Origin of the sequence: Vibrio sp. 1557, assembly GCF_033340175.1 — a bacterium.
GTDB lineage: Bacteria > Pseudomonadota > Gammaproteobacteria > Enterobacterales > Vibrionaceae > Vibrio > Vibrio alginolyticus.
Window position 1 is genome coordinate 1 of sequence record NZ_JAWOVZ010000032.1, and the last position, 24,585, is coordinate 24,585.

Below are 24,585 nucleotides of genomic sequence, written 5' to 3' on the forward strand. Positions count from 1 at the left end.
CTTTAAAATACAAAACGCCCGATGAAGTACATCGAGCGTTTTAGTTAAAAAGTGTCAACCCATATCAGGACGGGTCATCCAAAACAAATCGTTAGCTTTGTTTGACTGGCGTTTTCACGGCTGAACGCTTCCCAAACCAATAGCCCAAGCCAAGCGGTGCAAAGAATATAACGGCAATGAACAGAATAAAGTAGATGATGGTACTTTTGACAAGTTCAATCAGCTTAGTCATTGCGAGATTCACAACCTCTTGCGACACTCGATCCATATCTTGAGCAAACTTCTCGCGCTCATGGGTAATGATCTGTGCGATTTCTTGGCGCTCTCTGGCAACCATCAGCTCTATAGCTTGGCGTTCTTCACCCAACTGAGATAAACGCGCCTCCGTCCTTTGATCGATATCGTCAACCAAAGGTTGTAACTCCAGCGCCATTTGCTCTGCCAAATAACGCATGTACTCTGGGTTGTTATCGATAAAATCCCTCACCGAATCAGCGGTAACTTGCAAACTATTGAGCGCCGCATTGACTTTTTCGATACTGGCAGAGCTATTCAAGGCCAACAACTGCGCTTTCCACGTCATAATTTTTGGTGTCTGTTCTGATACCAGACTTAGACGATCAGAGACATCCCCGAGTGCTTCTGGCATCGTGCCTAGCGTTGTAACGGCTTCCTCTTCGCTAATTTGGTTTGCATCTAACCACCTACGGTAAGCCGGAGTCCTAATCATGCTTAAATCAGCGAAGGGATGCTGCTTGGCGAACTCTGCAACAAACGTTTGTGTCTTGATGTATGCTTCTTTCTTCAATAAAGATTGAGCCAGTTTATCTACCTCTTTCGCTAAATAAACGGAAACTAACTTGGCCTCATCGGACGCAAAGAGCTCATTACCAGAAGCGGTAGTAAAAAACTGTTCCATTTGTAGCGTGAAAGTCCATGTATCAATCAGTGCAGCCATTGGGGACACTTGGTATGCAGAAGCTTGGATGCCTTCTTCAGCATTTATCTTCCAAAGTAAAATATAAGATTGATGAACTTCATCATGAGGCTCATATTGTTCGTGTAGTGCGTCTGCTGCTTGCTCAACCTGAGCAAAAAACTGCTGCGCATACTCACGAGTCAAAAGACGCATATTGAGCTCTTGTTTGGTAAGAGGGACGGTTTGACTCTCGATCTTGACTTCGAGCAGGGAGCACCCTGAAAGCATCATAACCAGCCCTATCAACATCATTGAAGACATTCGGCGAACGGACATGAAAACACCTTTAACAAATTGTATAGAACAGGAATAAAGCGAACTAAGTCATATAGTTCGAGCCTTTATTACCTCAACTCTTATGACATTAAGTCAGAGCAATATCAATCTGTTAGCGCTTCTGTTATCTTTTCACTATTGAGAACATTATTAGCAAAAAGTATGGTTTGTTTTAGGACATCATCTAAACATGCCAACTTCTCTTCCGGCACTTTTTGCCCTTGTTTAATCAACAGTTCAATATCACCCGAAATACAGTGCAATGGCATTGCACCTAAACTCCCTGAGACCCCTTTAAGACTGTGTGCGGCTCTTTGCGCTTGCTCTTTATCCTCTTCTAACAGCTGATACATTTTAGTGCCATCGCCAGAGTGGTCCTGAATAAAGACCTCCAGTAACATCCGCACAGCGCCCTCGTCACCAGACAGAGAATCTAACATTTTATTGATATCTATGTACGGCTCACGTTCCACTACTTCCACTTGTGATGAATTCACCTCATTACAACTTTTTTCGTTCATTTGGACGTTTTGAAAATTTTCTGACTGAGCTGAGGGAACAGTGTTAGCTCCATTTTCATCATCGCCAACTTGCTCTGACTTTTTATCATCGGTTCTGGGTAGTGGTATCGGTTGAATCGTTTTTGGGGAGAAGGCTCCCAATGAAATGAGGAAAAGGAGCAAACCACTGATTACAGACAGCCAAACAATAAAAGTCATTAGCTTCTGTTCCAACTTATCATTTATCGAAGTTAACTGGTTCGGGAAATCTGGATTAAGCAGTTGATTAGATAAATAACTGCCCTGTGCCTGAGCAGATAGTGCGCTTGAGGTTTGAGCAAGCTGGCGCTGAAGAGCACTTCGCTCTTCGGGAGAGAGTGCCTCTGATTCAATAAAAAGTCGGTCTAAGTCACGGTAAGTATCGCTATTCGTTGCAGAGTCACTAAAGACAGACTCAAAAACAAGCGCACCTAAGCGATAGTACATTGCCTGAATTTGCTCAGAGTTTTCTGTTCGAGCACGGCTGCTTCGTAACTGTTCAGCTAACGAAACCAATTCACTGTCACTTCTTACAAAAGCTCGAGCACTTTCTAAAAATCGGTCGGTCGTATAAAGCAATTGAGTGATGTCTGGTGTGATTTTCCCTTCAGAAAACTCACTTTCAAGCTGTAAGCGAACTGCATAAGCCAACTGAAGTTTCAGTGAAATTTGGTCGACGTGTTTAACACGGTAAGGCAGATCGAAGTTAAAAAAGTGCCTGACTTCTTCAACTTTACTTCCTAACTCATTTACAGTCGAAATCGTTTGAATCGTTTGTTTGGCTTGCAGCCAAATGCCAAGTGCTAAAACACACCACAAAACGAACCAGAACCAAACAAACCGCCGTATTCCTTCTTTTAGCTTCAGCAACACTTGCCCCTCGCATATCTCCATTAATTACAAGCATATACTATGGATGTTTCTTATTCACATAAAAAAAGAGAGCCGTTTGCTCTCTTTATTTAACGATATGATTTTAATTGCGACTTAACTGATCTTTTAGATTTGGAGGCGTCCCTTTAATCGTTAAGGTATCCGTCTCTGGATCATAAAAAATACGCTCGCCAAGTAAGAGACTATCGAAGCTAATATTCAAACCACCACCAGCTCCAACAAATTTAGTCAGTTTGCGAACCGTCGCACGATCACCTGGGAAAGACTCTTCAAGTTCGTACCCTTGCTCTTTGGTGAAATCCATAAAGCTCGTGCCATCTTGGCTTTGAGGAAGCTCTCCGGAAAGTTCTGAGATTTGAACTTCATCACCGGATTTAATTTGCTCATTGCAGTAGTCGTAAACTTGTTTCTTGTACTCGTTCACTTCTTGCTTTTCTAGCTTCGAGTCAGCACAAAAATCATCCACCGCCTGCATCAACACTAAGTTTTGTTGTTTAGTATCTAAGCCAATATCCGCTTGCAGAAAATCTAGGAAGAAGTCCGCCACTTTACGGCCAACGCGTCCTTTAATGTATTGCAGATAACGATTGGATTCCTTGTCGGTCTCGTAGCTCGACAGGTCGATGCGTGCGGCAATATCCATTTTGGTGATATCTAAGTAATCTGTCGCACTGATGTCCAAACCTTCGGTCACTTTTAAACTTTGATTCATTGGTAAGATACCGATGAACAAGTAGTCCGTTGCTAAACTCTGATACTCAGCGAAAACCAAGATACCTTCATCCGCAAATGGGTACTTAATCAACTCTTCTTTCAAGCGATTTGCACTAATTTGTGAGAAGTCGTAAAAATCTCGCTCTCCTTTGCGCATTTCTTGAAGCCAAAATTGAAATTCGCTGTCTGACTGGAAAGCGCCAAAACCTTTACCAGCTTTAGAATGGAATACTCGGTGAAGCTCAGCGACTAAGTTTTCTGTAGATGCATCGTTCTCTAATGATGCTGGACGAAAGTTTACAACCAGCTCGTCCTGATCGTTTTTGCACAGTTGATGCAGAATAACGTTTGAAAGATGAAGACTCATAGTGATTTTATCTTGCTACAAGGTTTTAGTTGATGGGCATTGTAGGTTATCATAAGCCGCTTTTACTATCATTATTAGAGTCTTTATGCCGATTACATCTAAATATACTGACGAGCAAGTAGAAAAAATTCTTGCTGAAGTAGCAACAGTTCTTGAAAAACACGCTGCTTCTCCTGAGTTGACGCTAATGATTGCCGGAAATATCGCAACCAATGTCTTAAATCAACGTGTTGCTGCTTCACAACGCAAAGCGATTGCTGAAAAATTTGCTCAGGCGCTGATGTCTTCTTTAGAAACACCAAAAACACACTAATCACGGACAATAGAACACATACATGGTAGACAGCGGAAACTCATACGGCGAACGTGTATCTCGACTAGTTGGTTGGGGTCACTGGTTTGCATTCTTCAATATCGTTGCATCGATGTTGATAGGCACACGCTACATTGTTCAGTCTCCTTGGCCCGAGACGTTACTTGGTCAGTTTTATCTGGCGGTTTCTTGGGTTGGTCACTTTGGCTTTCTAGTTTTCGCACTTTACTTGCTTGTTCTATTCCCGTTGACGTTTATCCTGCCATCGCGGAAATTGTTCCGTTTGGTGGCAGTGATTTTCGCAACCGTTGGGCAAACCATATTATTAATTGATACCCAAGCGTATCAGTCGATCAATTTGCACTTAACTCCCGTTGTCTGGGAGTTACTATTCAGCGAAGACAAAAGTGCGCTCAGCACTGACCTACAACATTTATTTGTTGTGATGCCGCTGATCTTCCTTATTCAACTCGCACTATCCGAATGGGTATGGCGAAAACAGCGCAAACTATCTCATAAGCACGTAGGACGCCCTCTCGCGGCCGTCTTTTTCCTCAGCTTTATGACCAGCCATTTGGTTTACATTTGGGCAGATGCGTATTTTTACAACCCAATTACTAGCCAGCGTTCAAACTTCCCTTTGTCTTACCCGATGACGGCGAAGAGTTTTATGGAAAAACATGGTCTACTTGACCGTGAGGAATACCTAAAACGTTTAGCAGAAAACGAAGGCAACGTAGAGTTAGTCAACTACCCTCTTGAAAAGCTTGAGTTTAACCGCCGAGTTAATAAGCTCAATGTGTTGATGATCAGCATAAACAATTTACGAGCGGATGCGCTTAACCAAGAAGAGATGCCTAACCTCTATGAGTTTGCTGAAAACAATCAGAACTTCCGTAATCATTACAGTTCAAGTAATGATACTTACGGGGCTTTTGGTTTGTTCTATGGCTTACCGACCAGTTATGCATCAAGCATCAAGGCGCAAGGTGCTTCGCCAGTGTTACTCGATGTACTGAAAGATCAGGGTTACAACTTCGGCCTATTCAGTGGCAGCGGGTTTGAAGATGATCTCTACTCTGAGATTATTTTCCGCGACTTAAAACTAGCGGAAGACCTCGATGGCACACAAGCTCATACCGATAAACAATCTATCGCAAACTGGAATACATGGTTAGCAGAGAAAGCAAGTCAGCCATGGTTTAGTTACATCGAAGTCACCACCGTTGATAATTTTGAATCGATTCCTTCAAATAATGACGAAGAAATGCCCGCAAGTGAGCGATTCAAAAAAGCTTATGAATATGCAGTGAAGTCGGCGGATAGAACTATCGCAGGTATTATTGATGAACTAGAAACGACGGGACAACTGACAAACACCATCGTAATCATCACTTCTAATCACGGTAGTGAATTTAACGAAACCAATACGAACAGCTGGGGAGCAAACAGCAACTACAGCCGTTATCAATTACAAGTTCCGATGGTGATCCATTGGCCTGGAATGCTGGCTGGCGAATTTAATCACAGCACAAGTCACTTGGACCTCTCAGTTACACTGTTGCAAGATATGCTCGGCGTATCTTCCAACCCATATGATTACAGTAGTGGTCGCAACCTATTCGATGAAAGTCGTCGTCGCTGGATCTTGGCGGGCGATACTCGCGAGCTTGCCTTAATTACTAGCTCACAAACCACAGTGATCGATAAGTTTGGCAACTACAAGCTGTATGACAAAAACTACAAACGACTTCGAGATGATGCACCGAAGTTGCCAGTTTTGATGCAAGGTTTAACTGAGTTACAGCGTTTTTATTCTAAAAACGATTAATACTTAGCAATCCATATACTATTCAAACTCCCCCTTTTTGGGGAGTTTTTTGTTTATTTAAACAACACAAACCACAAATTTGCGCAGTAAACATCCAATCAGTTCAACTAGGGGTTTACAACATTTTCAAAGCCTTATATTATGCGCATCAACAACGGAGAGATGGCTGAGTGGTTGAAAGCACCGGTCTTGAAAACCGGCATACGTTAATAGCGTATCTAGGGTTCAAATCCCTATCTCTCCGCCACATTTAGAAAAAGCCCGCTAAGAAATTAGCGGGCTTTTTCGCATCTCCAGACTTAAAAAGATTTGTACAAATCACTTATCACTTCTTGAACGCAACTAAGCACTCCACCACACTCAGAAAGAACCCACAAAAAATTAATGCCCTTTTCGTTCGTTCCAGTGTTGAATCAATTTGATATTTACGTCTAGTTGTATCTACTCATCAATAAAGACTTCTTTAGCGGCATTGATAAGCTGCAAATGGATTGGGACGAGGTCAGCATGATTCGTTCGATATCCACCTCCAACGACAGCTGCGACAGGGATACCTCGAGATTTCACTGTTTGCATTAAAAATCTATCACGTTCTAAGATCCCTTGCGTCGACACATCAAAATATCCAAGCTCATCGTCTTGATGTATATCGACACCAGCATCGTAGATAACTAAATCAGGGCGATGAAGATTAAGTGCCATATCGACCACTTCTTTAAACGCCATTAAAAAGTCCTCATCACCTGTTCCTCGCACCAAAGGCACATCGAGATCAGACTGAGGCTTCCTCGCTGGGAAGTTTTTATCACAGTGGAAAGAAAGCGTGATGATATCTGGCTCATCGTCACATAAAGTTGCTGTTCCATCCCCATGGTGAACATCACTATCAATGATCAATACTTTATCGACATGCTCGACTTCGAGCGCTTGCCTGGCCGCGATCACTAAGTCATTAAATAAACAAAAACCACTGCCAAACTCTTTGTGTGCGTGGTGATACCCACCACTCAAATGAATGGCCACACCGTACTCAAGTGCCTTTTTTGCGGTCAGAGCCGTGCCCGCTGCTGACGTTAGCGTTCTGGTAATGAGAGACTCACTCCAAGGAAAACCTATTCGGCGCATCTTCGCAGCTGGTATGTTTCCACTAACAAGTAACTCGACGTATTCCTCGTCATGAACACGTTTTACTTCCCCAACAGTTAATGCTTCGGGCTGGAAAAACTGCGTGTGCTCTTTCCAGTTATCTTTCTCTATATGCACCAATACCGATTCATAGAGGTACTGGTATTTCATAATTGGGTAACGATGCCCCTCTGGCAACTCAAGTTGAGAATAAATCGGGTGGTAGATAAATGGCAGCATGAGAAATTCTTAATAACAATGGTAACGAAATAGTATCAACTTAAAGGGTTGAATAAAACGCAATTTAATTGATAATGATTTTCAATATCAATTAAATTTAATATACATATGAATTCTACTTTCTTTGCTATTCTCGGCGCACTGTTTGGCTCTCTTTGTGCTCTGTCCCTATTTTCATCTCTCGTTGTTGGTGCGTGGTGGTTGGTTGATTTTATTGTGCTTAGCTAACACAATGACTTTCAACTGAAATCAAAAAAACATAGGTATTTGTATGAGTCAAACCGTCTTTATTACCGGAGCAAATCGCGGCATTGGCCTTAGCTTAACTGAGCTGTACCTGAAGCAAGGCCACCAAGTACATGCTACTAGCCGTTCCTTAGAGAACAGTTCAGAACTACAAACTCTAGCCTCACAATTCAGTAATCTGGTTTTGCACGAACTGGATGTCACTCACTACGAACAAGTCGCTAAGCTTGCCGATAAACTCCCTGCCATCGACTTACTCATCAATAATGCAGGATATTACGGCCCCAAGGGATATGGCTTTGGAAACACTGACGTAGAAGAATGGCGTAAAGCCTTCGAAGTAAACACCATTGCACCGTTAAAACTGGTTGAGCACTGTTACCCTCGCTTACAACAAGGCAAGATAAAAAAGATTGCTTGTATCTCATCAAAAGTGGGGAGCATGACCGAAAATACGTCCGGTGGCGGTTATATTTATCGCTCATCGAAAGCGGCGCTTAACTCGGTTGTGAAAAGCTTAAGTAATGATTTAACACCTGAAGGATTTACCGTTTTAGCGCTTCACCCTGGTTGGGTAAAAACGGCGATGGGCGGGCCAAATGCTTTGATAGATACGCAAACCTCCGCGCAAGGCCTAGCGAACGTGATAGAGCTGAGCACACCGCAGCTTTCAGGTCGATTTATTAACTACGATGGTACTGAGTTACCTTGGTAGCAGCATTAAGACACAACCATCACTAAACCAAATACCATCAAAGCCAGGCTTCATAATCGTGACTTGGTTGGCAAACATAATGTTCATCAGTGATCCACCAGCATAATTCACGCAATCTAACTTGAATTTATCTACATCCAATCCAGACTTAGGAAAAAGTAGAACAAATAAGGAGAAAGCACGATGGCAGCAGATAGGGATTTGGTTAATTTTAGCGAAGAGCACGAACTAAATTACTGCTTGAGAAGTGCTGGTAAACGCCAAACTCAAGCGAATCGAGATACATTAGTTGACTTGGGCAACCAGGTGAAAGAGGTACTGGACAAACGCGTGTTAACTCAAGGTGAAGTAAGAGGCGCGATCCAAAACCACGGTGATCTGTTCGAGTAATCTATTTTCAAGCATGCGCGGAGTTTAATTACGCCGCGCTTGTCCTATGCCTGCTTACCTTTGGTTGCACGAGATTTAGTCGCGCCACCGTTCTTTGAATAACTGCGCTTTTTACGTTTAAACGCAGGACGTTCCACCTTGGGTAGATGACGTAATGAATCAGGGATAGGCCCTGCTTTTACTTGTGCCATCAAGCTATCAATGCGCTGTTCCAGTGCTTGCATGAACGGCTGATATGCTTGATTTCTCTCTGCCATACCTTGTAACTGGTGCTCCCAATGAGCCGTCATATCAGGGTATGTTGAATCTTCTGGCAAGGCATGAATGAGACCTCTTCCCGCAGGAGAACTGAGAATTGACTTACCTTGACGCGTAAGCAGTTGGCGTTTGAACAGCGTGTCCAAAATACCAGCGCGAGTCGCTTCCGTGCCTAGCCCATCAGTGTCACGAAGGATTTTTTTCAGTTCTTTATCCGCAACGTAACGGGCGATCCCGGTCATCGCTTGCAACAGCGATGCTTCGGTAAAATGCTTTGGTGGCTCGGTTTTTCGGTCTTTTATTTCCCCTTCACGACAAGTTAACACGGTGCCTTCGGGTAGCGGTGGCACGGCATCAATACCTTCATCTTCCTTGTCAGTTTTGCCCATTAGCGCTTTCCAACCCGGCGAAACTAACTGACGACCTTTCGCGACAAACATACCACCAGCGATATCGAAAACCAATTTCGCTTCTGCGTAAACCGCCGCCGGATAGAACTGCATGAGGTACTGGCGCGCAATCAATTGATACACTTTCATCTCATTGCCGGAAAGCGCATTCACATTAGCTTGCTTCGGTGTAGGGATAATCGCATGGTGCGTATCCACTTTTTTATCGTTCCAGGCTTTGGACTTTAATGTTAAGTCTGCTCCCTGAACGGCAACTTGCAACTCTTTTGCGTTATTCGCAATAGCAGTTGTCACCGTCCCTGCTTGTGAGTAGTGTTCCATCGGTAAATAGCGACAATCTGAACGCGGGTAAGTGATCAGCTTGTGCTTTTCATACAATGCCTGACAAGTATCTAGTACTTGTTGCGCACTCATACCATAGCGCTTCGCGGCATCGATCTGTAAAGCAGATAACGAATAAGGTAATGGTGCTGATTGCTTGGTTTGCTTTTGTTCCGACTCCGTCACTTTTGCAGGTTGACTTGCGATACGGTTTGCAACATTTTCCACCAACTTACGGTTTAACACTCGACCTTCTTCGTCCTGCCAAGGCTTGCATGCCTCACTTGGCTTCCAACGAGCACGAATATCAAAAGTACCATTGGCATCTTGATATGGGATCAGAGCATGTAGGGTAAAATAGTCCTTCGGGACAAAGTTTTCGATTTCTTCATCACGACGCACCACTAAGCCAAGAACTGGCGTTTGCACTCGCCCTACCGAGAGAACACCTTGATACCCTGCTTTTTGACCAAGCAAGGTATAAGCACGAGACATGTTCATACCATACAGCCAATCAGCCCGAGAGCGGGCCAATGCAGAAACTGAAAGTGGGATAAACTCTCGATTACTGCGCATAGAACTGAGTGCACGTTTAACCGCAGGTAAGTTCAAGTCGGAAATCAGCAAACGCTGTGTGGATTCCTTCTTGGTTTTAGATAACTTGCAATAGTCGAGGACTTCATCAACTAACAGCTGCCCCTCGCGGTCAGGGTCTCCTGCATGAATGACTTCGTTAGCTTCTTTGAGCAATTTGCGAATCACTGTTAATTGCTTACTTGCGCTTTTCCTCGGTCTGAGCTGCCATTGCTGCGGAACAATTGGTAAATCTGCCATATTCCACTTTTTATAACGCTCATCGTAAGCGTCAGGTTCGACTTGTTCGAGCAAATGGCCGATACACCAAGTAACGATATCCCCGTTCCCACAGCGGATGAATCCTTGATCTTTCTTTTGAGGGTTTGGCAGTGCAGCGGCAATCGCACGGCCTAAACTTGGTTTTTCAGCAATAAACAGACGAGACATAACGTTTTGGAAATAAATATAATTAGGGCCACATTATCGAATGTAGCCCTAATAAATCAAGAAAAACTGTATAAATAAACAGTCAATTTATTTAAGTTTTCAGTTATAGGAATTCAACAAACTGAGAAAGGTCACGCTCAGGAACTTTCATCGGTGTACAACCAGGCGTGCCTAAGTACAAGAAACCAACAATCTCATCGTCACCCTCTAAACCAAATGCTTGATGAACTTCTGGATGGAACATCCACTTACCTGAGCGCCAAAACCCTTGAAAGCCTTGCGCTACGGCTGCCATTTGCATCGCTTGTACAGCGCATCCCGCAGATAAGTGTTGCTCTAGTGCTGGTACTTTCTCATGTTCTGTTACTTTAGCAATCACCGTGATCACCATTGGTGCGCGAAATGGGGCATTCTTTACCTTTTCGACCACCGCTTCATCACTATTTTCAGCTTCTGCCGCTTTTACCAATATATCTGACAGTTTTTTCAAACCATCGCCCTGTGCGATAACGAAACGCCAAGGGGTTAATCCCGCATGGTCAGGCGCACGAAGGCCAGCACGAATGATGTTCTCAAGTGCTTTACCTTCTGGAGCAGGCGCGGATAACTTCGCGATAGATCGGCGATTGAGCAAAAGATCGAGAGCGTCCATGAAAGAATCCTTATTGAATATCGTTGTTATTTTGTTTACGCCACTTTAGCACAATCTGCTCCTGCGAATAACAACCGGTTTTCTGTGGGCTTGATAACGTGCTTCACTTAACATCAATCTGGGTTTAATGTTAATTTATTCGCGAAATGAATAAGTTGAACATAGGCAGGTTGATGAACAAGGACAAACAAAACAGCATTTACGAAAAGATCGTTAATGACGAAGATGCCCGTGCCTGTAAGGCGATTCCTGAATCAGCTTGTCATCAAGTTCCCGGCAACTTTCTTAAAATCATTCTCGCTCAGTTTTTAACGAAGGTCGGCGATGCGTTAATCAACCCTAAAGTCACGTTGCCGTGGATACTACAAAGTCTCGGGGCTCCGGTTTACTTAATTGGTTGGCTGGTTCCTATTCGTGAGTCAGGATCCCTTATCCCACAACTTAGCATCGCGCACTACATCCGACGCATTCCAGTAAGAAAATGGGTCTGGGTAATTGGCAGCATCTTGCAGGCTCTTTCCATATTTGCAATCGGATTGGTCGCATTAACTCTAACAGGAGCAGCTGCGGGTTATGGTGTGATTGCATGTCTTGTGATCTTCAGCCTCTCACGCGGTTTAAATTCCGTCGCATCAAAAGATGTATTGGGCAAAACCATCCCTAAAAACCAACGAGGTCAAGTCAACGGCTGGTCTTCAAGCGCTGCTGGCCTGGTTACGCTGCTTTTCGCTAGCCTTCTGGCACTAGCCTGGTTATGGGACGTAGAGCCGACAGAGCGCTTTTACGGTCTGAGTTTAGGCTTAGCGGGCGTCATATGGCTCATCGCGGCATTCGTCTATGCGCGAATTAATGAGTATGCCGGTGAGGTAGACGGTGGTCGAAATGGCGTCCTCGAAGCATTTAAACAACTCGCGTTACTTAAGACAGACGTGACCTTTCGTCGATTCGTTATCACGCGGACACTATTTTTATGTTCTGCGCTGAGTGCACCGTACTACGTTGTGCTGGCACAGCAATCTCTGGGTGGACAGCTCTGGGTGCTAGCTCTCTTTATGTTTGCGAGTGGCTTAGCCTCCTTTGTGTCAGGTCCTTTCTGGGGAAGAATGTCCGATCGCTCTAGCCGCAGTGTGATGGTCATAGGCGCAATGATGAGCGCGCTACTTGGTGTTGTGTTATTTGTTTACGATACATGGGTCACCGCTAGCCAAAGCTTCCTATTCGTGATTCCTCTGCTTTACTTTTGTGTTTGTATTGCCCACGACGGAATACGAGTCGGACGAAAAACCTATTTAGTTGATATCGCAGAAGGTGACAAACGGACGAGCTATGTAGCCGTGAGTAACACAGTGGTTGGGATAATGCTGCTTCTAATGAGCTCTCTTGGTGTTATGTCGAACTTCTTGAGCCTTTCAGCTGTGGTGTTAGTGTTCTCTTTTATTACTTTTGCTGGCGTGGTAATGGCCAAACAACTGCCAGATATCAGTGACTAGTTCTATACAAAAAAGCTGCGCTCAAAGCGCAGCTTTTATGGTAAACACACATTAAAAGGCTAGAGTTTTACCGCCAATTTAACACCTTGACGAATCGCACGCACAGCATCAAGTTCACCCGCATGGTCAGCTCCGCCAATGATATGAATCTTCTCTCCAAGTTCAGACCATTTATCTTCAAACGGACGTACAGACTCTTGCCCAGCACAAATGATAACTTTGTCTGCATTAAGTACCTGCGCGCTTCCGTCTACATGAATGTGCAAACCTTGATCATCAATTCTATCGTAAGACACGCCGCCGACTAAATGTACGCCCCGTTTTTCAAGGGTACGTTTATGGATCCAACCTGTCGTTTTACCCGGACCTTTACCTACACGACCTTTACGACGCTGAAGTACCCAGACTTCTTTATCGCTGACCGCATCAGGGTAAGGGTATAAACCGCCCGGCTGAGACATCTCCTTGTCGATTCCCCATTCATGCAACCAGTCATCCAACGTTTGTCCAACTGGCTCTGTGAGCATGGTCGCGACATCTACGCCAATGCCACCAGCACCTACGATAGCCACTTTCTCACCGACTGGCGTTTTGTCTCGAATGAGAGTTTGATAGTCGACGACTTTCTCTGGGTTATCAATTCCATCAATATTGACTTTACGTGGCTCAACACCCGATGCCATCACTATCTCATCATATTCTGTGAGTAAGTCATAGTTCGCTTCCGTCGATAAGTGCAGATTCACGCCTGTTTCATCAATACGGTTAGCGAAATATCGTATCGTCTCTCGAAACTCTTCCTTACCAGGGATCTGCATCGCAAGACGGAACTGACCACCGATGCGGTCGTTCTTTTCGAACAAATCAACCTTATGGCCACGTTCAGCCAGTGTGGTCGCACAAGCCAAGCCCGCAGGTCCAGCACCAACAACTGCAATGTTTTTCTTTTTAAAGGCTGGTTCAACAACAATTTCGGTTTCATAGCACGCTAGAGGGTTCACTAAGCAACTGGCGCGCTTACCTTTAAACACGTTATCTAGACACGCCTGATTACAACCAATACACGTATTAATAAGCTGCGCTTTTTCCTGTTCGGCTTTAGCAACAAAGTAAGGATCGGCCAAGAATGGGCGCGCCATCGAAACCATGTCGGCATGACCTGAAGATAAAATACGTTCTGCTTCATCTGGCGTATTTATACGGTTGCAAGTGATAATAGGAACCGAAACGTGAGGTTTAACTTTTTCCGTAACCCATGTAAACGCACCGCGTGGTACTTGAGTCGCAATTGTCGGAATTCGAGCCTCATGCCAACCGATACCCGTATTAATAATCGTGACGCCAGCCTCTTCAAGTGCTTTCGCCAATTCGATAACGTCTTCAAAAGTGCTGCCCTGCTCGACAAGATCCAGCATAGAAAGACGGAAGATGATGATGAACTTGTCACCTACCGTCTTGCGTACCGCTTTAACAATTTCTAGCGGAAAACGCATACGTTTTTTATAGCTGCCACCCCATTCGTCGTAACGCATATTAGTACGTTTACATAAGAATTGGTTTATCAAGTAACCTTCCGAGCCCATTAACTCGACGCCATCATAACCAGCAAGCTGTGCTAACTCCGCACTATTAGCAAACGCGTCGATGGTTTTCTTTATCTGGCGGTCGCTCATTTCACTCGGAGCAAACTTTGCAATTGGCGCTTTAATGCCAGATGCACTTTGCGAGAATGGATGCATTGCATAACGCCCAGCATGGAGAATTTGCAACGCAATTTTACCACCGTGCTTGTGCACCGCTTCTGTCACAACTTTATGGGCTTTAGCATGTTTTGGCTTGCTGAATTCAGCACTCAACGGGTGTAAACGACCGCGTAAGTTAGGAGAAAAACCTCCGGTTACAATCAGTCCGACACCGCCTTTCGCGCGTTCTTCATAAAAAGCCGCGAGCTTCTGTAATCCTTCTTTGTGCTCTTCTAAGCCAGTGTGCATTGATCCCATCAGAACTCGGTTTCGTAATTGTGTGAAACCGAGGTCCAGTGGCTTTAATAGGTTTGGGTACATGGCAGACATCACTTAACATCCATTGTTATTATCATGGTCTGACCAGATTAAGCCTGCTCAACCAAAAAATCAAACAAGCGTTTACATTTTTGTAACACCGATCAATCTCGTGTGAAAATATGCCAATTGTTGAGTGGTCGTGATAAGCTAAAAAAATGTTATCTTTTGAGATCTTAGAGATAAGAACCCATACTTTGTTAGACTCGGCGTAACTATCTCGTTATGGAGACAAGATGAAAAAACTCTTCAAATTTATTGGTTTGATATTTAAAGGGATATGGAAAAGTATCACTTTCATCAGACTCGCACTGGCAAACCTAATTTTCTTGCTGATGATTGCCGTTTTCTACTTTGCCTTTACTTATACCGGAGACGGTCAACCTGTCGTCGAAAAAGAATCGGCATTGGTGATGAACCTTTCAGGCCCAATTGTCGAACAAAGACGTTATGTAAACCCAATGGACTCTTTTGCTGGTTCCCTTTTGGGTAATGAGCTACCGAAAGAAAACGTCCTTTTCGATATCGTTGATACTATTCGCTACGCGAAAGACGATCCTAAAGTGTCTGGATTAGTGCTAGCACTGCGAGACATGCCAGAAACAAATCTCACGAAACTACGTTACATCGCGAAAGCGTTGAACGAATTTAAAGCATCAGGCAAACCCGTTTACGCCGTAGGTGATTTCTACAACCAAAGCCAATATTACTTGGCAAGTTACGCCGATAAAGTTTATCTGGCACCTGATGGTGGTGTATTGATTAAAGGTTACAGCGCTTACTCAATGTACTACAAAACGTTACTTGAAAAGCTTGACGTTTCTACTCATGTTTTTCGCGTAGGTACTTATAAATCCGCTATCGAACCTTTTATTCGTGATGACATGTCCGATGCGGCGAAAGAGTCAGCAACACGTTGGGTTACTCAATTATGGAGTGCTTTTGTTGATGACGTAACAACAAACCGAAACATTGATGCGAAAGTGCTTAATCCAACCATGGATGAGCTGATTAACGAGATGAAGTCTGTAAATGGCGATATTGCTCAGCTCGCAGTCAAATTGGGGCTAGTGGATGAACTCGCGACACGCCAAGACATTCGCACTCTATTTGCAAAACAGTTTGGTAGCGACGGCAAAGACAGCTACAACGCGATTGGTTACTACGACTACCTTGCAACGATTCGTCCTGATTACACACTACCTCAACACGACATCGCCGTTGTTCTAGCCAGTGGCGCGATTATGGACGGTCAACAACCTCGCGGAACTGTTGGTGGTGACACGGTCGCAAGCTTGCTGCGTCAAGCACGCAATGATGAAAAAGTGAAAGCGGTCGTGTTACGAGTAGATAGTCCAGGAGGCAGTGCCTTTGCTTCTGAAGTGATTCGTAACGAAGTAGAAGCTCTGAAGCAAGCAGGTAAGCCGGTTGTTGTATCCATGTCGAGTTTGGCCGCTTCTGGTGGTTATTGGATTTCAATGAGCGCAGACAAAATCGTTGCTCAGCCAACAACCCTGACGGGCTCCATTGGTATATTTAGTGTCATCACCACGTTTGAAAAAGGCTTTAGCAAGTTAGGTATTAATACTGATGGCGTTGGCACATCGCCGTTCTCAGGTGACGGTATTACCACTGGCCTTTCTGAGGGCGCGTCTCAAGTGTTCCAGTTAGGTATCGAGCACGGTTACAAGCGCTTTATTTCTCTAGTTGGCGAGAATCGCGATATGTCTCTAGAGGAAGTTGACAAAGTTGCTCAAGGTCGAGTTTGGACTGGCCAAGATGCACTATCCTTTGGTCTTGTCGATCAAATGGGTGACTTTGATGATGCTGTAGAGCTAGCGGCGAAACTAGCGAACGTGACCGATTATGGCATTTACTGGGTAGAAGAGCCTCTTTCACCTACTGAACTATTTCTACAAGAGTTTATGAAACAGGTGAAAGTCTCTCTAGGTATTGATGCAACAAGCTTGCTACCAAAAAGTCTTCAACCCGTAGCTCAACAATTCGAACAAGACGCAAGCTTGCTCCAAAGCTTCAACGATCCTAAAGGTCAATACGCATTTTGTTTGAACTGCCAAGTGCAGTAGTTTTTCCATCAATATTACAAAGGGCACTTCTACTTGAAGTGCCCTTTTTATTAGGCTTTGCATCTCCTCAGATGACTTTCTGATGCTGTGCGTATAGCCTCGCATCTCAAGGTTATTTAGGTATATAATCCCCGCCTCTGTTCCCCTACACGAAAGAAAAAACGATGACTAGAAAACACATCTACATCGCTTACACCGGTGGTACCATCGGAATGCAAAAATCCGACCACGGCTATGTGCCTGTTGCTGGCTTTATGGAAAAGCAATTAGCAAGCATGCCCGAATTCCATCGTCCTGAAATGCCGGATTACACCATCCACGAATACGACCCTCTGATTGACTCATCAGATATGACACCTGCTGACTGGCAGCAGATTGCGAATGATATTCGTGACAACTATGACAAATACGATGGTTTCGTTATCCTACATGGTACTGACACCATGGCGTACACAGCGTCCGCATTGTCTTTCATGCTTGAAAACCTTGGTAAGCCAGTGATTGTAACGGGTTCACAAATCCCTCTCGCAGAGCTGCGTTCTGACGGCCAAGCAAACCTATTAAACGCGCTACATATTGCGGCAAACTACCCGATCAACGAAGTAACTTTGTTCTTCAATAATCAATTGATGCGTGGTAACCGCAGTACAAAATCTCATGCAGACGGTTTTAATGCCTTTACTTCACCAAACCTTCCTCCACTATTGGAAGCTGGGATCAATATTCAAGTTAGCAACAGCGTAACCGTTGGTGCACAACCAGAAGGTGAGTTTAAGGTTCACAACATCACGCCACAACCAATCGGTGTGATCACCATGTACCCTGGTATTTCACACGAAGTTATCCGCAACACGCTTCGTCAGCCCGTGAATGCGATGATTCTTCTGACTTTTGGTGTCGGTAATGCTCCTCAGAACCCTGAGCTGCTTGGTCACCTGAAAGAAGCCTCTGAGCGCGGCGTTATTGTCGTAAACCTAACTCAGTGTTTGGCAGGTAAAGTGAATATGGGCGGATATGCCACAGGTTGTGCGCTCGCAGACTCTGGTGTTATCAGTGGCTTTGACATGACGCCCGAAGCGGCGCTGGCAAAACTACACTACCTTCTAAGCCAAAACCTTTCTTACGAAGAAGTAAAAGAGAGAATGCAACAAGTACTGCGTGGTGAAATGAGCCTGTAAGTTCAAGCTTTCTGCGATCTAAAAAGCCCAATACAATTTGGGCTTTTTTCTTTCAAAATCAAAATAATAAAATTTTGAGAAATAAGGCGTAAGGATTAATCAATGTTCGGATTCACACGAACAATATCGCTCTCTTCTCCGCTGAATTGTTTTTTAAGCTCTTGTTTTGATTTAAAACTGATTTCACCACCGGCTGCAACCGTCATATGCTGCGCATCAGTATTATGTTTTGATTGATACAACATCACAGCTTGCATACACGAATCTCGCTGCTCTTTAGAAAGTGTTGTACCCTCAGGCCATCTTCCCGTTTCTACTGCATAGACTAAGCGATCATAAACTTCTGGAGTCATCGCTTGTAATAGTTGTTCTGCGTCCATAGTGTACCTTCTTATTACATTCTATTTACAGAACATAACGGGTTAAGAAACTGAGTCAAGAATACGAAAATGAATTGGTGTAACGGATCACAAGCAAAGCCATGAAAAGAACAAACTGGTTACTTCTCAGCCTCGCATGTTTTGTGCTATCGGGCTGTTTTGAAGGTAACGTGACAACCGAAGAGTTGTGCCAAAAAACACCAGAACTGCGTTGCGAGCAGCTCAATATGGATGACGGCCAATGTCGAATTCCAAGAACAAATTTGGTTTGGCATCGGTTTGAGCAATTGAAAAACCCATCGGAAGCAAACCAAATCATCGAATACGGTCTGGTCGCTGAATATAGGAAATGCTTAGAACTCGCCTCCCAGATCACCCCTATTGATCAAAGTGCTCTCAAAAGACAACGCTTTAATGCATTGGTACACAGTATTGATGAGCTAGAGCGCATTGTAAACGAGTTAAAAGGTTCAGAAGACCCGGCTACTTTGTATTTCTTATGGTCTCAAACGGGAGATACTCAAGCTCGGCGCGCATTTTTACAAATGGAAGGGTCTCCCCAATTAAATAATGCTGAGATGCAATATGCATTAGCCACTTTTTATACCAACCGAGATACCAAGAAAACCCTGGAGCTTCTTAATAACGCGTTGTCTTTATCTGATGAAGACAACATCAATCCGGTCATTCTCAAGTCAATGGCAAGTATTCATCAAGGGCTTGGAGACAAAGAGCAAGCGTATCTATGGGCAATGGTCGCGAAGAGATTCGACGTACCGCTTGCTGATGAAAAGCAGCTCCAACGTATGTTCAATTTCAGTCATCCAGAGCGATATAAGCAGTTGGATGAATTAGCCGAATCGGTGGCGAAAGCCATAGAGAAAGGTATCTATTCCCCAACAATGATACCCAGTGAGATATAAACGAAAAACTCCCGCAATGAGCGGGAGTTTTTATTTAAGTCGAGCGACACTCAGATCACTGTTGAGCTTGAATCATCCTGAAAGGATAAAACAATCTCGAGCACAATTTTGTCGTTATTATTCTGATTTGTTGAAAATTAACGACACAGAATTAACACAAAAACGCTCTCCTGTGGTCTGTGGGCCATCTTCAAAAACGTGCCCTAGATGGCTATCACACGTTGCACAACGAATCTCTGTACGTACCATTCCGTGACTTAGATCTTCTAAATAGCGCACCGCTTGATCGTTGATAGGCGCATCAAAACTTGGCCATCCGCAGCCAGAGTCATACTTGTTATCAGAGACAAAGAGAGGGGCATTACAACAAGTACAAGCATAAACACCAGTTTCCTTATTATGCAGTAGCTTACCGCTGAAAGGAGGCTCTGTACCTTGCTCTCGGCAAATACGGAACTCTTCATCAGACAGTTGCTCACGCCACTGTTCATCTGACTTCGTCACTTTTTTCCCGCTTTGTTCCACGACTTTCGGCTCCTTATTTACTGTTCTTGGTATTGACTTTTTTAGCAAAAAACTTGCTTCTCTTAACACTTGTAGCACATACTTTCTCACCAGGACACCATGAGTAATTAATTTGATAAGAGCACTTATCTCACCAGTTATATTACGCCAACTGGGCTACAGAAGAATCAGTTAAAAGTTTAAAAAACGTACATTTGCAAAGAATTGTTAAAAAAAGCGTCGCTTTTTTTTGACTTTAAACAAGTTAAGTCCGATTATCACTTGCAGATGTTTACTGGATTCTGTAATTTTACTACCAGTTATCTTTAATCAGAAATTAAGTTGTGGAGCAACTATAATGACTATCAAAGTAGGTATTAACGGTTTTGGCCGTATCGGTCGTTTCGTATTCCGTGCAGCGCAAGAGCGCAACGACATCGAAGTAGTAGGTATTAACGACCTTATCGATGTAGATTACATGGCATACATGCTTAAGTATGACTCAACTCACGGCCGTTTCAACGGTACTGTTGAAGTTGAAGGCGGTAACCTAATCGTTAACGGTAAAACTGTACGTGTTACTGCAGAGCGCAACCCTGAAGACCTAAAATGGGACGAAATCGGTGTTGACGTTGTAGCTGAAGCAACTGGTCTTTTCCTAACTGACGAGACTGCACGTAAGCACATCACTGCTGGCGCGAAAAAAGTTGTACTAACTGGTCCTTCTAAAGACGCTACTCCAATGTTCGTTAACGGCGTAAACTTCGACACTTACGCTGGTCAAGACATCGTTTCTAACGCTTCTTGTACTACTAACTGTCTAGCGCCTATCGCTAAAGTTCTTAACGACAAGTTCGGTATCGAATCTGGTCTTATGACTACAGTTCACGCAACTACAGCAACTCAAAAAACTGTAGATGGTCCTTCTGCTAAAGACTGGCGCGGTGGTCGTGGTGCTTCTCAAAACATCATCCCATCTTCAACTGGTGCTGCTAAAGCTGTAGGCGTTGTACTTCCAGAAGTAAACGGCAAACTAACTGGTATGGCTTTCCGCGTACCAACTGCTAACGTTTCTGTAGTTGACCTAACTGTTAACCTAGTTAACGGTGCTTCTTACGAAGACATCTGTAAAGCGATGAAAGAAGCTTCTGAAGGCGAACTAAAAGGCGTTCTAGGCTACACTGAAGATGCAGTTGTATCTCAAGACTTCATCGGCGAAGTTTGCACTTCAGTATTCGATGCTAAAGCTGGTATCGCGCTAACTGACAAATTCGTTAAGGTTGTATCTTGGTACGACAACGAAATCGGTTACTCAAACAAAGTTCTAGACCTAATCGCTCACATCTCTAAGTAATTAGAAAGTTAGCAATTAGCGAATAACTTCGTTAAAGAAAAGGCGGCTCTAGAGTCGCCTTTTTTGTATCTGGAATTTGAGAGAATGCAGGCTCGATGTTGCATTTAATGTGCGAAGCGCGTCTAAAAGCTCTCCCCCAGCGATAGGAAACTACACATGGATTTAAAAACTCTCCCAGCCCTAACGGTGCTATCTGATAACGTCACTATCGTTGAAGTTGATCAGATAAAAATCGTCCGCGTGATTCATGACAAAGCAACGGCAGGCATCTCGCTACACGGTGGTCATGTCGTGTCGTTCACGCCTGAAGGTCAAGAAGATCTGATCTGGATGAGCGAAAAAGCTGTCTTCGATGGTAAAGCTGCTCTTCGCGGTGGTATTCCGGTTTGTTGGCCTTGGTTTGGGCGTATTGCTGCTCCAGCTCACGGCTTTGCCCGCACCGCAGAATGGGAGTTGGTTGAACATCGTGAGAACCATAACGGTGTGATTGTTGAACTTGCTCTGTTCCCGACAGAAGAAATCCACGATATTTGGCCCCATATGTTTGACGCTCGTTTGGTGATTGAAGTGGGCGATGAGCTAAAAGTGACGCTCAAAGTCATGAACATTGATGACGAGGCTTGGACCTTCTCTGGCGCATTACATACTTACCTAAACGTTGGAGACATTAAGCAAGCACAAACGACAGGCATGGGTGCCGAGTACATTGATAGCTTGAAAGCTGATGCGGTATGCCAAGGTGGTAATGTTCTACAACTAACTGACACCATTGATCGCGTTTACACGCAACCAGAAGCGAAAATTTTGGTAAAAGACCCGGTATTGGATCGTACGCTAAGCGTACACAACCAAGGCCACAACTCAGCAGTATTATGGAACCCTTGGGCAGAAGGTGCGCAAAGCATGGGTGACATGGCTGACGATGGTTATCAAACCATGTTGTGTGTGGAGTCTGCTGTTCATGCACCAAGTATTGAGCAAGGTCAAACGCTCCAACCAGGTGAGACACATGAACTTGTCACTGTCATTTCAGCGCAGTAAGAATCACCATATAAAGGCCGGGATACCCGGCTTTTTTTGTAATAAAAGCTCTGCTTAGATGGTCCTATCTTTACTAACTTATTGGTTACTGGTCACTTTTGACGGTTTCATTAATAAATATCAAAAAAATTGATCATATAAACCGATAGCATACCGATACAAAACTCATAAATAATAAAAATATCAGGAATTAGTCTATGTTAGAGAGATACCGAAATCAAAGTGTCGGATTCCAGTTGAAACTGGTGATCACTTTGTGTCTATTCATTGCTTTCAGCAGTATTGCAGCGCTTGTTTACCGCAACGCTTCCGATGTTCTATTGGAAAGCACACTGAAAGAACACCAATCTAAAGTAGAATCAATGGCAAAAACCATTGCTGGCCAATTCGATGCTTACCTGCACACCGCTAAAGTCCTCGAATCTACTTTTCGCAATGGCTACCTTGCCGGTGTCTATGTCGAAAATTACACGGTTGACTTCATGGGACATGAAGTACCAAACATCACTCAATACAGTGAAAGCTTAATTAATGACACCAAGTTGGTCGACAGTTTCACACGTGATACCGGCGCTATAGCAACGCTATTCGCACCATTGGGTGACGACTTTATTCGGGTGTCCACCTCCCTAAAAGATCCACAAGGTCAGCGAGCGGTCGGAACCACGCTAGGCATCAACCATCCTGGTTATCAGCAACTTAAAGCAGGACAACCGTATTACGCTCAAATTAAATTGTATGGCGAGCGCTACATTACCTACTATGCCCCAATCAAAGATGCGACAGGAAAGGTAGCAGGCCTATCGTTTATTGGCTTACCAGTAGACCAAGCGACACAAACCTTGTTCGATGCACTCGAAGAGATAAAATGGGGCGACACTGGTTACACCATTATCGTTGATAACGACGAAAACAATCTTGGTAAATACCTACTTCATCCAGCAAAAAGCGGCTCAGATTCGTCAATACTAGAAGTCGCCGACTACAATGGTCACAAGCCTTTTGGCCAGATTTTCGAACAATCTAGTGGATTAATTCGCTACCCTTTCGAGTACCAAGGTAACGTAGGCGAAAAGTATCTTGTCTACACAGAGGTTCCAGGTTGGAACTGGAAACTGCTAGGTGGTACGTTTATCAAAGAAGTAACAAAAGGTAGCGACACGCTTCTCACACTCATTGCCATCATTTCTTCGGTAGCGGCAATCATTACTTTTGTTGTACTGACACTTTTCTTGAATCGCAGCTTACAACCTCTCACGACTCTAAACTCATACATGACTCGCTTAGCGGGCGGCGAAGTCAGCTTGAACATTCCAGCGTCTCGTAAAGCATCAAAGAATGAAATTACGAACCTGAGCTCGGGTGTCGCCAGTATGGCAAGTCAGCTCAATGAACTCGTTGGTAAGATCCGTTCAACAAGCGACTTAGTGGAGAGCAACTCCACCAGCGTTGCCAACGATGCACATAGCAATTTGACCCAAGCCGACCGACAACAACAAGAAGTCGAGCAAGTTGTGACAGCGATTGAAGAAATGGCCTCTTCCGCTCAATCTGTCGCACAACAAGTCGAAAGCATTGCGGAAAACGTACGCTCAGCAAATACTGATAGTCAATCTGGTCTCGCGATTGTTGAAGGCGTATGTATCGACGTTGCTCAACTTAACGATCAATTGGATCAATCAGCAACGGCTATCGAGCAAGTAAATCGCGATAGCGAGAGTATTCAAACCGTCACTAAAATGATTGATGAAATTGCTGAGCAAACCAATTTACTTGCCTTGAATGCCGCCATTGAAGCAGCACGAGCAGGTGAGCAAGGCCGTGGCTTCGCAGTTGTAGCAGATGAAGTGCGCACACTTGCGCACCGAACCCAAAGCTCAGTTCAAGATGTCGTGGAAATTATCGAGAAACTAAAAGGGTCGACTCATAATGCAGTTAATATGATGACAGACAGCCAACGCAGTGCAAACCAGGTCTTGGACAAAGCACAAGACGCGGGCACAGCATTAGAAGCCATCGCAGTACAAGTGCAGTCGATAGCCTCTCAAGCCGACGCCATTGCAGCGACTTCAGAAGAACAAGCTCAAGTTTCACAAGAAATTGCAGCAAATGCCCATTCTATCAGTGAACTTAACCGAGAAAGCCGCAACACGAGCGCAAAAACCTCGCAAAGTGCCATTGAACTTCAACAACAAGCACGAAACTTGAAAGAGCAAGTCGACTTCTTCCACTAATACTTAATAAGAGCCGACCCAGTCGGCTCTTTTTGTTTCAC

General features: G+C 44.2%; 20 protein-coding genes and 1 tRNA gene. 12 read left to right on the forward strand and 9 right to left on the reverse strand.

Annotation, left to right across the window (positions count from 1 at the left end; translation table 11 throughout):
- Positions 1-91 precede the first annotated feature (91 nt).
- From R7070_RS22395 to yejK, 3 genes are all read right to left on the reverse strand, one after another.
- On the reverse strand, positions 92-1,255 hold the full coding sequence (locus tag R7070_RS22395) for a chemotaxis protein (RefSeq protein ID WP_206954223.1): 1,164 nt from the start codon (positions 1,253-1,255) through the stop codon (positions 92-94).
- 104 nt (positions 1,256-1,359) lie between these two features.
- Positions 1,360-2,688, reverse strand: coding sequence for an Hpt domain-containing protein (locus R7070_RS22400; protein WP_053349606.1), 1,329 nt, complete (start codon positions 2,686-2,688; stop codon positions 1,360-1,362).
- Between the two features lie 82 nt (positions 2,689-2,770).
- A complete protein-coding gene (gene yejK / locus R7070_RS22405) occupies positions 2,771-3,769 on the reverse strand; it encodes a nucleoid-associated protein YejK (protein WP_005380723.1) in 999 nt (332 codons plus the stop codon).
- Positions 3,770-3,854: 85 nt separating this feature from the next.
- On the opposite strand from yejK, the gene R7070_RS22410 reads away from it, so the two are divergent.
- The 3 genes from R7070_RS22410 to R7070_RS22420 all read left to right on the forward strand — a co-directional run bounded on the left by R7070_RS22410 (position 3,855) and on the right by R7070_RS22420 (position 6,160).
- The gene (locus R7070_RS22410; protein WP_005380722.1) at positions 3,855-4,082 is read left to right on the forward strand and encodes a YejL family protein; all 228 of its coding nucleotides are present in this window, start codon (positions 3,855-3,857) and stop codon (positions 4,080-4,082) included.
- A gap of 22 nt (positions 4,083-4,104) precedes the next feature.
- Positions 4,105-5,913, forward strand: coding sequence for a DUF3413 domain-containing protein (locus tag R7070_RS22415; protein WP_213886596.1), 1,809 nt, complete (start codon positions 4,105-4,107; stop codon positions 5,911-5,913).
- A gap of 156 nt (positions 5,914-6,069) precedes the next feature.
- Positions 6,070-6,160 (forward strand) — tRNA-Ser (locus tag R7070_RS22420).
- Positions 6,161-6,354: 194 nt separating this feature from the next.
- Here R7070_RS22420 and R7070_RS22425 read toward each other — a convergent pair.
- Positions 6,355-7,278 carry a histone deacetylase gene (locus R7070_RS22425; RefSeq protein ID WP_104975508.1) on the reverse strand — a complete coding sequence of 308 codons (924 nt, stop codon included), beginning with the start codon at positions 7,276-7,278 and terminating at the stop codon, positions 6,355-6,357.
- Between the two features lie 271 nt (positions 7,279-7,549).
- On the opposite strand from R7070_RS22425, the gene R7070_RS22430 reads away from it, so the two are divergent.
- Together R7070_RS22430 and R7070_RS22435 are read left to right on the forward strand one after the other, a co-directional pair.
- Positions 7,550-8,239 carry an SDR family oxidoreductase gene (locus R7070_RS22430; RefSeq protein ID WP_017635826.1) on the forward strand — a complete coding sequence of 230 codons (690 nt, stop codon included), beginning with the start codon at positions 7,550-7,552 and terminating at the stop codon, positions 8,237-8,239.
- Between the two features lie 183 nt (positions 8,240-8,422).
- Positions 8,423-8,629, forward strand: coding sequence for a hypothetical protein (locus tag R7070_RS22435; RefSeq protein WP_005380717.1), 207 nt, complete (start codon positions 8,423-8,425; stop codon positions 8,627-8,629).
- 44 nt (positions 8,630-8,673) lie between these two features.
- Here the strand turns inward: R7070_RS22435 and R7070_RS22440 are convergent, their stop codons facing one another.
- On the reverse strand, positions 8,674-10,641 hold the full coding sequence (locus R7070_RS22440; protein WP_225466458.1) for a DNA topoisomerase III: 1,968 nt from the start codon (positions 10,639-10,641) through the stop codon (positions 8,674-8,676).
- A gap of 103 nt (positions 10,642-10,744) precedes the next feature.
- Complete coding sequence (locus tag R7070_RS22445; RefSeq protein ID WP_005380711.1) at positions 10,745-11,293, reverse strand: NAD(P)H nitroreductase; 549 nt, start codon at positions 11,291-11,293, stop codon at positions 10,745-10,747.
- 173 nt (positions 11,294-11,466) lie between these two features.
- Here R7070_RS22445 and R7070_RS22450 point away from each other — a divergent pair, with 173 nt between their 5' ends.
- Positions 11,467-12,783 carry an MFS transporter gene (locus tag R7070_RS22450; RefSeq protein ID WP_025767195.1) on the forward strand — a complete coding sequence of 439 codons (1,317 nt, stop codon included), beginning with the start codon at positions 11,467-11,469 and terminating at the stop codon, positions 12,781-12,783.
- A gap of 59 nt (positions 12,784-12,842) precedes the next feature.
- Here R7070_RS22450 and R7070_RS22455 read toward each other — a convergent pair whose 3' ends face one another.
- On the reverse strand, positions 12,843-14,855 hold the full coding sequence (locus tag R7070_RS22455) for an NADPH-dependent 2,4-dienoyl-CoA reductase (RefSeq protein WP_170890467.1): 2,013 nt from the start codon (positions 14,853-14,855) through the stop codon (positions 12,843-12,845).
- Positions 14,856-15,079: 224 nt separating this feature from the next.
- Here R7070_RS22455 and sppA point away from each other — a divergent pair, with 224 nt between their 5' ends.
- On the forward strand, positions 15,080-16,930 hold the full coding sequence (sppA, locus tag R7070_RS22460; RefSeq protein ID WP_005380705.1) for a signal peptide peptidase SppA: 1,851 nt from the start codon (positions 15,080-15,082) through the stop codon (positions 16,928-16,930).
- Positions 16,931-17,094: 164 nt separating this feature from the next.
- Positions 17,095-18,108 carry an asparaginase gene (ansA, locus tag R7070_RS22465; RefSeq protein WP_017635822.1) on the forward strand — a complete coding sequence of 338 codons (1,014 nt, stop codon included), beginning with the start codon at positions 17,095-17,097 and terminating at the stop codon, positions 18,106-18,108.
- A 95-nt stretch (positions 18,109-18,203) separates the two neighbouring features.
- Here ansA and R7070_RS22470 read toward each other — a convergent pair whose 3' ends face one another.
- Positions 18,204-18,488: a YeaC family protein gene (locus tag R7070_RS22470; protein WP_005380700.1), complete on the reverse strand. Its 285-nt coding sequence runs from the start codon at positions 18,486-18,488 to the stop codon at positions 18,204-18,206.
- A gap of 101 nt (positions 18,489-18,589) precedes the next feature.
- Between R7070_RS22470 and R7070_RS22475 the strand changes: the two genes are divergently transcribed.
- Positions 18,590-19,411: a DUF2989 domain-containing protein gene (locus R7070_RS22475; protein ID WP_042522503.1), complete on the forward strand. Its 822-nt coding sequence runs from the start codon at positions 18,590-18,592 to the stop codon at positions 19,409-19,411.
- A 117-nt stretch (positions 19,412-19,528) separates the two neighbouring features.
- On the opposite strand, the gene msrB is transcribed toward R7070_RS22475, so the two are convergent.
- The gene (gene msrB, locus R7070_RS22480) at positions 19,529-19,936 is read right to left on the reverse strand and encodes a peptide-methionine (R)-S-oxide reductase MsrB (RefSeq protein WP_042522504.1); all 408 of its coding nucleotides are present in this window, start codon (positions 19,934-19,936) and stop codon (positions 19,529-19,531) included.
- Positions 19,937-20,273: 337 nt separating this feature from the next.
- Between msrB and gap the strand changes: the two genes are divergently transcribed.
- From gap to R7070_RS22495, 3 genes are all read left to right on the forward strand, one after another.
- Positions 20,274-21,269 carry a type I glyceraldehyde-3-phosphate dehydrogenase gene (gap, locus tag R7070_RS22485; RefSeq protein WP_005380697.1) on the forward strand — a complete coding sequence of 332 codons (996 nt, stop codon included), beginning with the start codon at positions 20,274-20,276 and terminating at the stop codon, positions 21,267-21,269.
- 156 nt (positions 21,270-21,425) lie between these two features.
- Positions 21,426-22,310 (forward strand): D-hexose-6-phosphate mutarotase, encoded by an 885-nt coding sequence (locus R7070_RS22490; protein ID WP_033907352.1) that lies wholly within the window; start codon positions 21,426-21,428, stop codon positions 22,308-22,310.
- Positions 22,311-22,507: 197 nt separating this feature from the next.
- A complete protein-coding gene (locus R7070_RS22495; protein WP_025767192.1) occupies positions 22,508-24,544 on the forward strand; it encodes a methyl-accepting chemotaxis protein in 2,037 nt (678 codons plus the stop codon).
- Positions 24,545-24,585: the final 41 nt, after the last annotated feature.

Coding starts and splice junctions, on each gene's coding strand:
- R7070_RS22395 (WP_206954223.1), bottom strand. CDS start 1,255: ATGTCCGTTCGCCGAATGTCTTCAATGATGTTGATAGGGCTGGTTATG.
- R7070_RS22400 (WP_053349606.1), bottom strand. CDS start 2,688: ATGGAGATATGCGAGGGGCAAGTGTTGCTGAAGCTAAAAGAAGGAATA.
- yejK (WP_005380723.1), bottom strand. CDS start 3,769: ATGAGTCTTCATCTTTCAAACGTTATTCTGCATCAACTGTGCAAAAAC.
- R7070_RS22410 (WP_005380722.1), top strand. CDS start 3,855: ATGCCGATTACATCTAAATATACTGACGAGCAAGTAGAAAAAATTCTT.
- R7070_RS22415 (WP_213886596.1), top strand. CDS start 4,105: ATGGTAGACAGCGGAAACTCATACGGCGAACGTGTATCTCGACTAGTT.
- R7070_RS22425 (WP_104975508.1), bottom strand. CDS start 7,278: ATGCTGCCATTTATCTACCACCCGATTTATTCTCAACTTGAGTTGCCA.
- R7070_RS22430 (WP_017635826.1), top strand. CDS start 7,550: ATGAGTCAAACCGTCTTTATTACCGGAGCAAATCGCGGCATTGGCCTT.
- R7070_RS22435 (WP_005380717.1), top strand. CDS start 8,423: ATGGCAGCAGATAGGGATTTGGTTAATTTTAGCGAAGAGCACGAACTA.
- R7070_RS22440 (WP_225466458.1), bottom strand. CDS start 10,641: ATGTCTCGTCTGTTTATTGCTGAAAAACCAAGTTTAGGCCGTGCGATT.
- R7070_RS22445 (WP_005380711.1), bottom strand. CDS start 11,293: ATGGACGCTCTCGATCTTTTGCTCAATCGCCGATCTATCGCGAAGTTA.
- R7070_RS22450 (WP_025767195.1), top strand. CDS start 11,467: ATGAACAAGGACAAACAAAACAGCATTTACGAAAAGATCGTTAATGAC.
- R7070_RS22455 (WP_170890467.1), bottom strand. CDS start 14,855: ATGTCTGCCATGTACCCAAACCTATTAAAGCCACTGGACCTCGGTTTC.
- sppA (WP_005380705.1), top strand. CDS start 15,080: ATGAAAAAACTCTTCAAATTTATTGGTTTGATATTTAAAGGGATATGG.
- ansA (WP_017635822.1), top strand. CDS start 17,095: ATGACTAGAAAACACATCTACATCGCTTACACCGGTGGTACCATCGGA.
- R7070_RS22470 (WP_005380700.1), bottom strand. CDS start 18,488: ATGGACGCAGAACAACTATTACAAGCGATGACTCCAGAAGTTTATGAT.
- R7070_RS22475 (WP_042522503.1), top strand. CDS start 18,590: ATGAAAAGAACAAACTGGTTACTTCTCAGCCTCGCATGTTTTGTGCTA.
- gap (WP_005380697.1), top strand. CDS start 20,274: ATGACTATCAAAGTAGGTATTAACGGTTTTGGCCGTATCGGTCGTTTC.
- R7070_RS22490 (WP_033907352.1), top strand. CDS start 21,426: ATGGATTTAAAAACTCTCCCAGCCCTAACGGTGCTATCTGATAACGTC.
- R7070_RS22495 (WP_025767192.1), top strand. CDS start 22,508: ATGTTAGAGAGATACCGAAATCAAAGTGTCGGATTCCAGTTGAAACTG.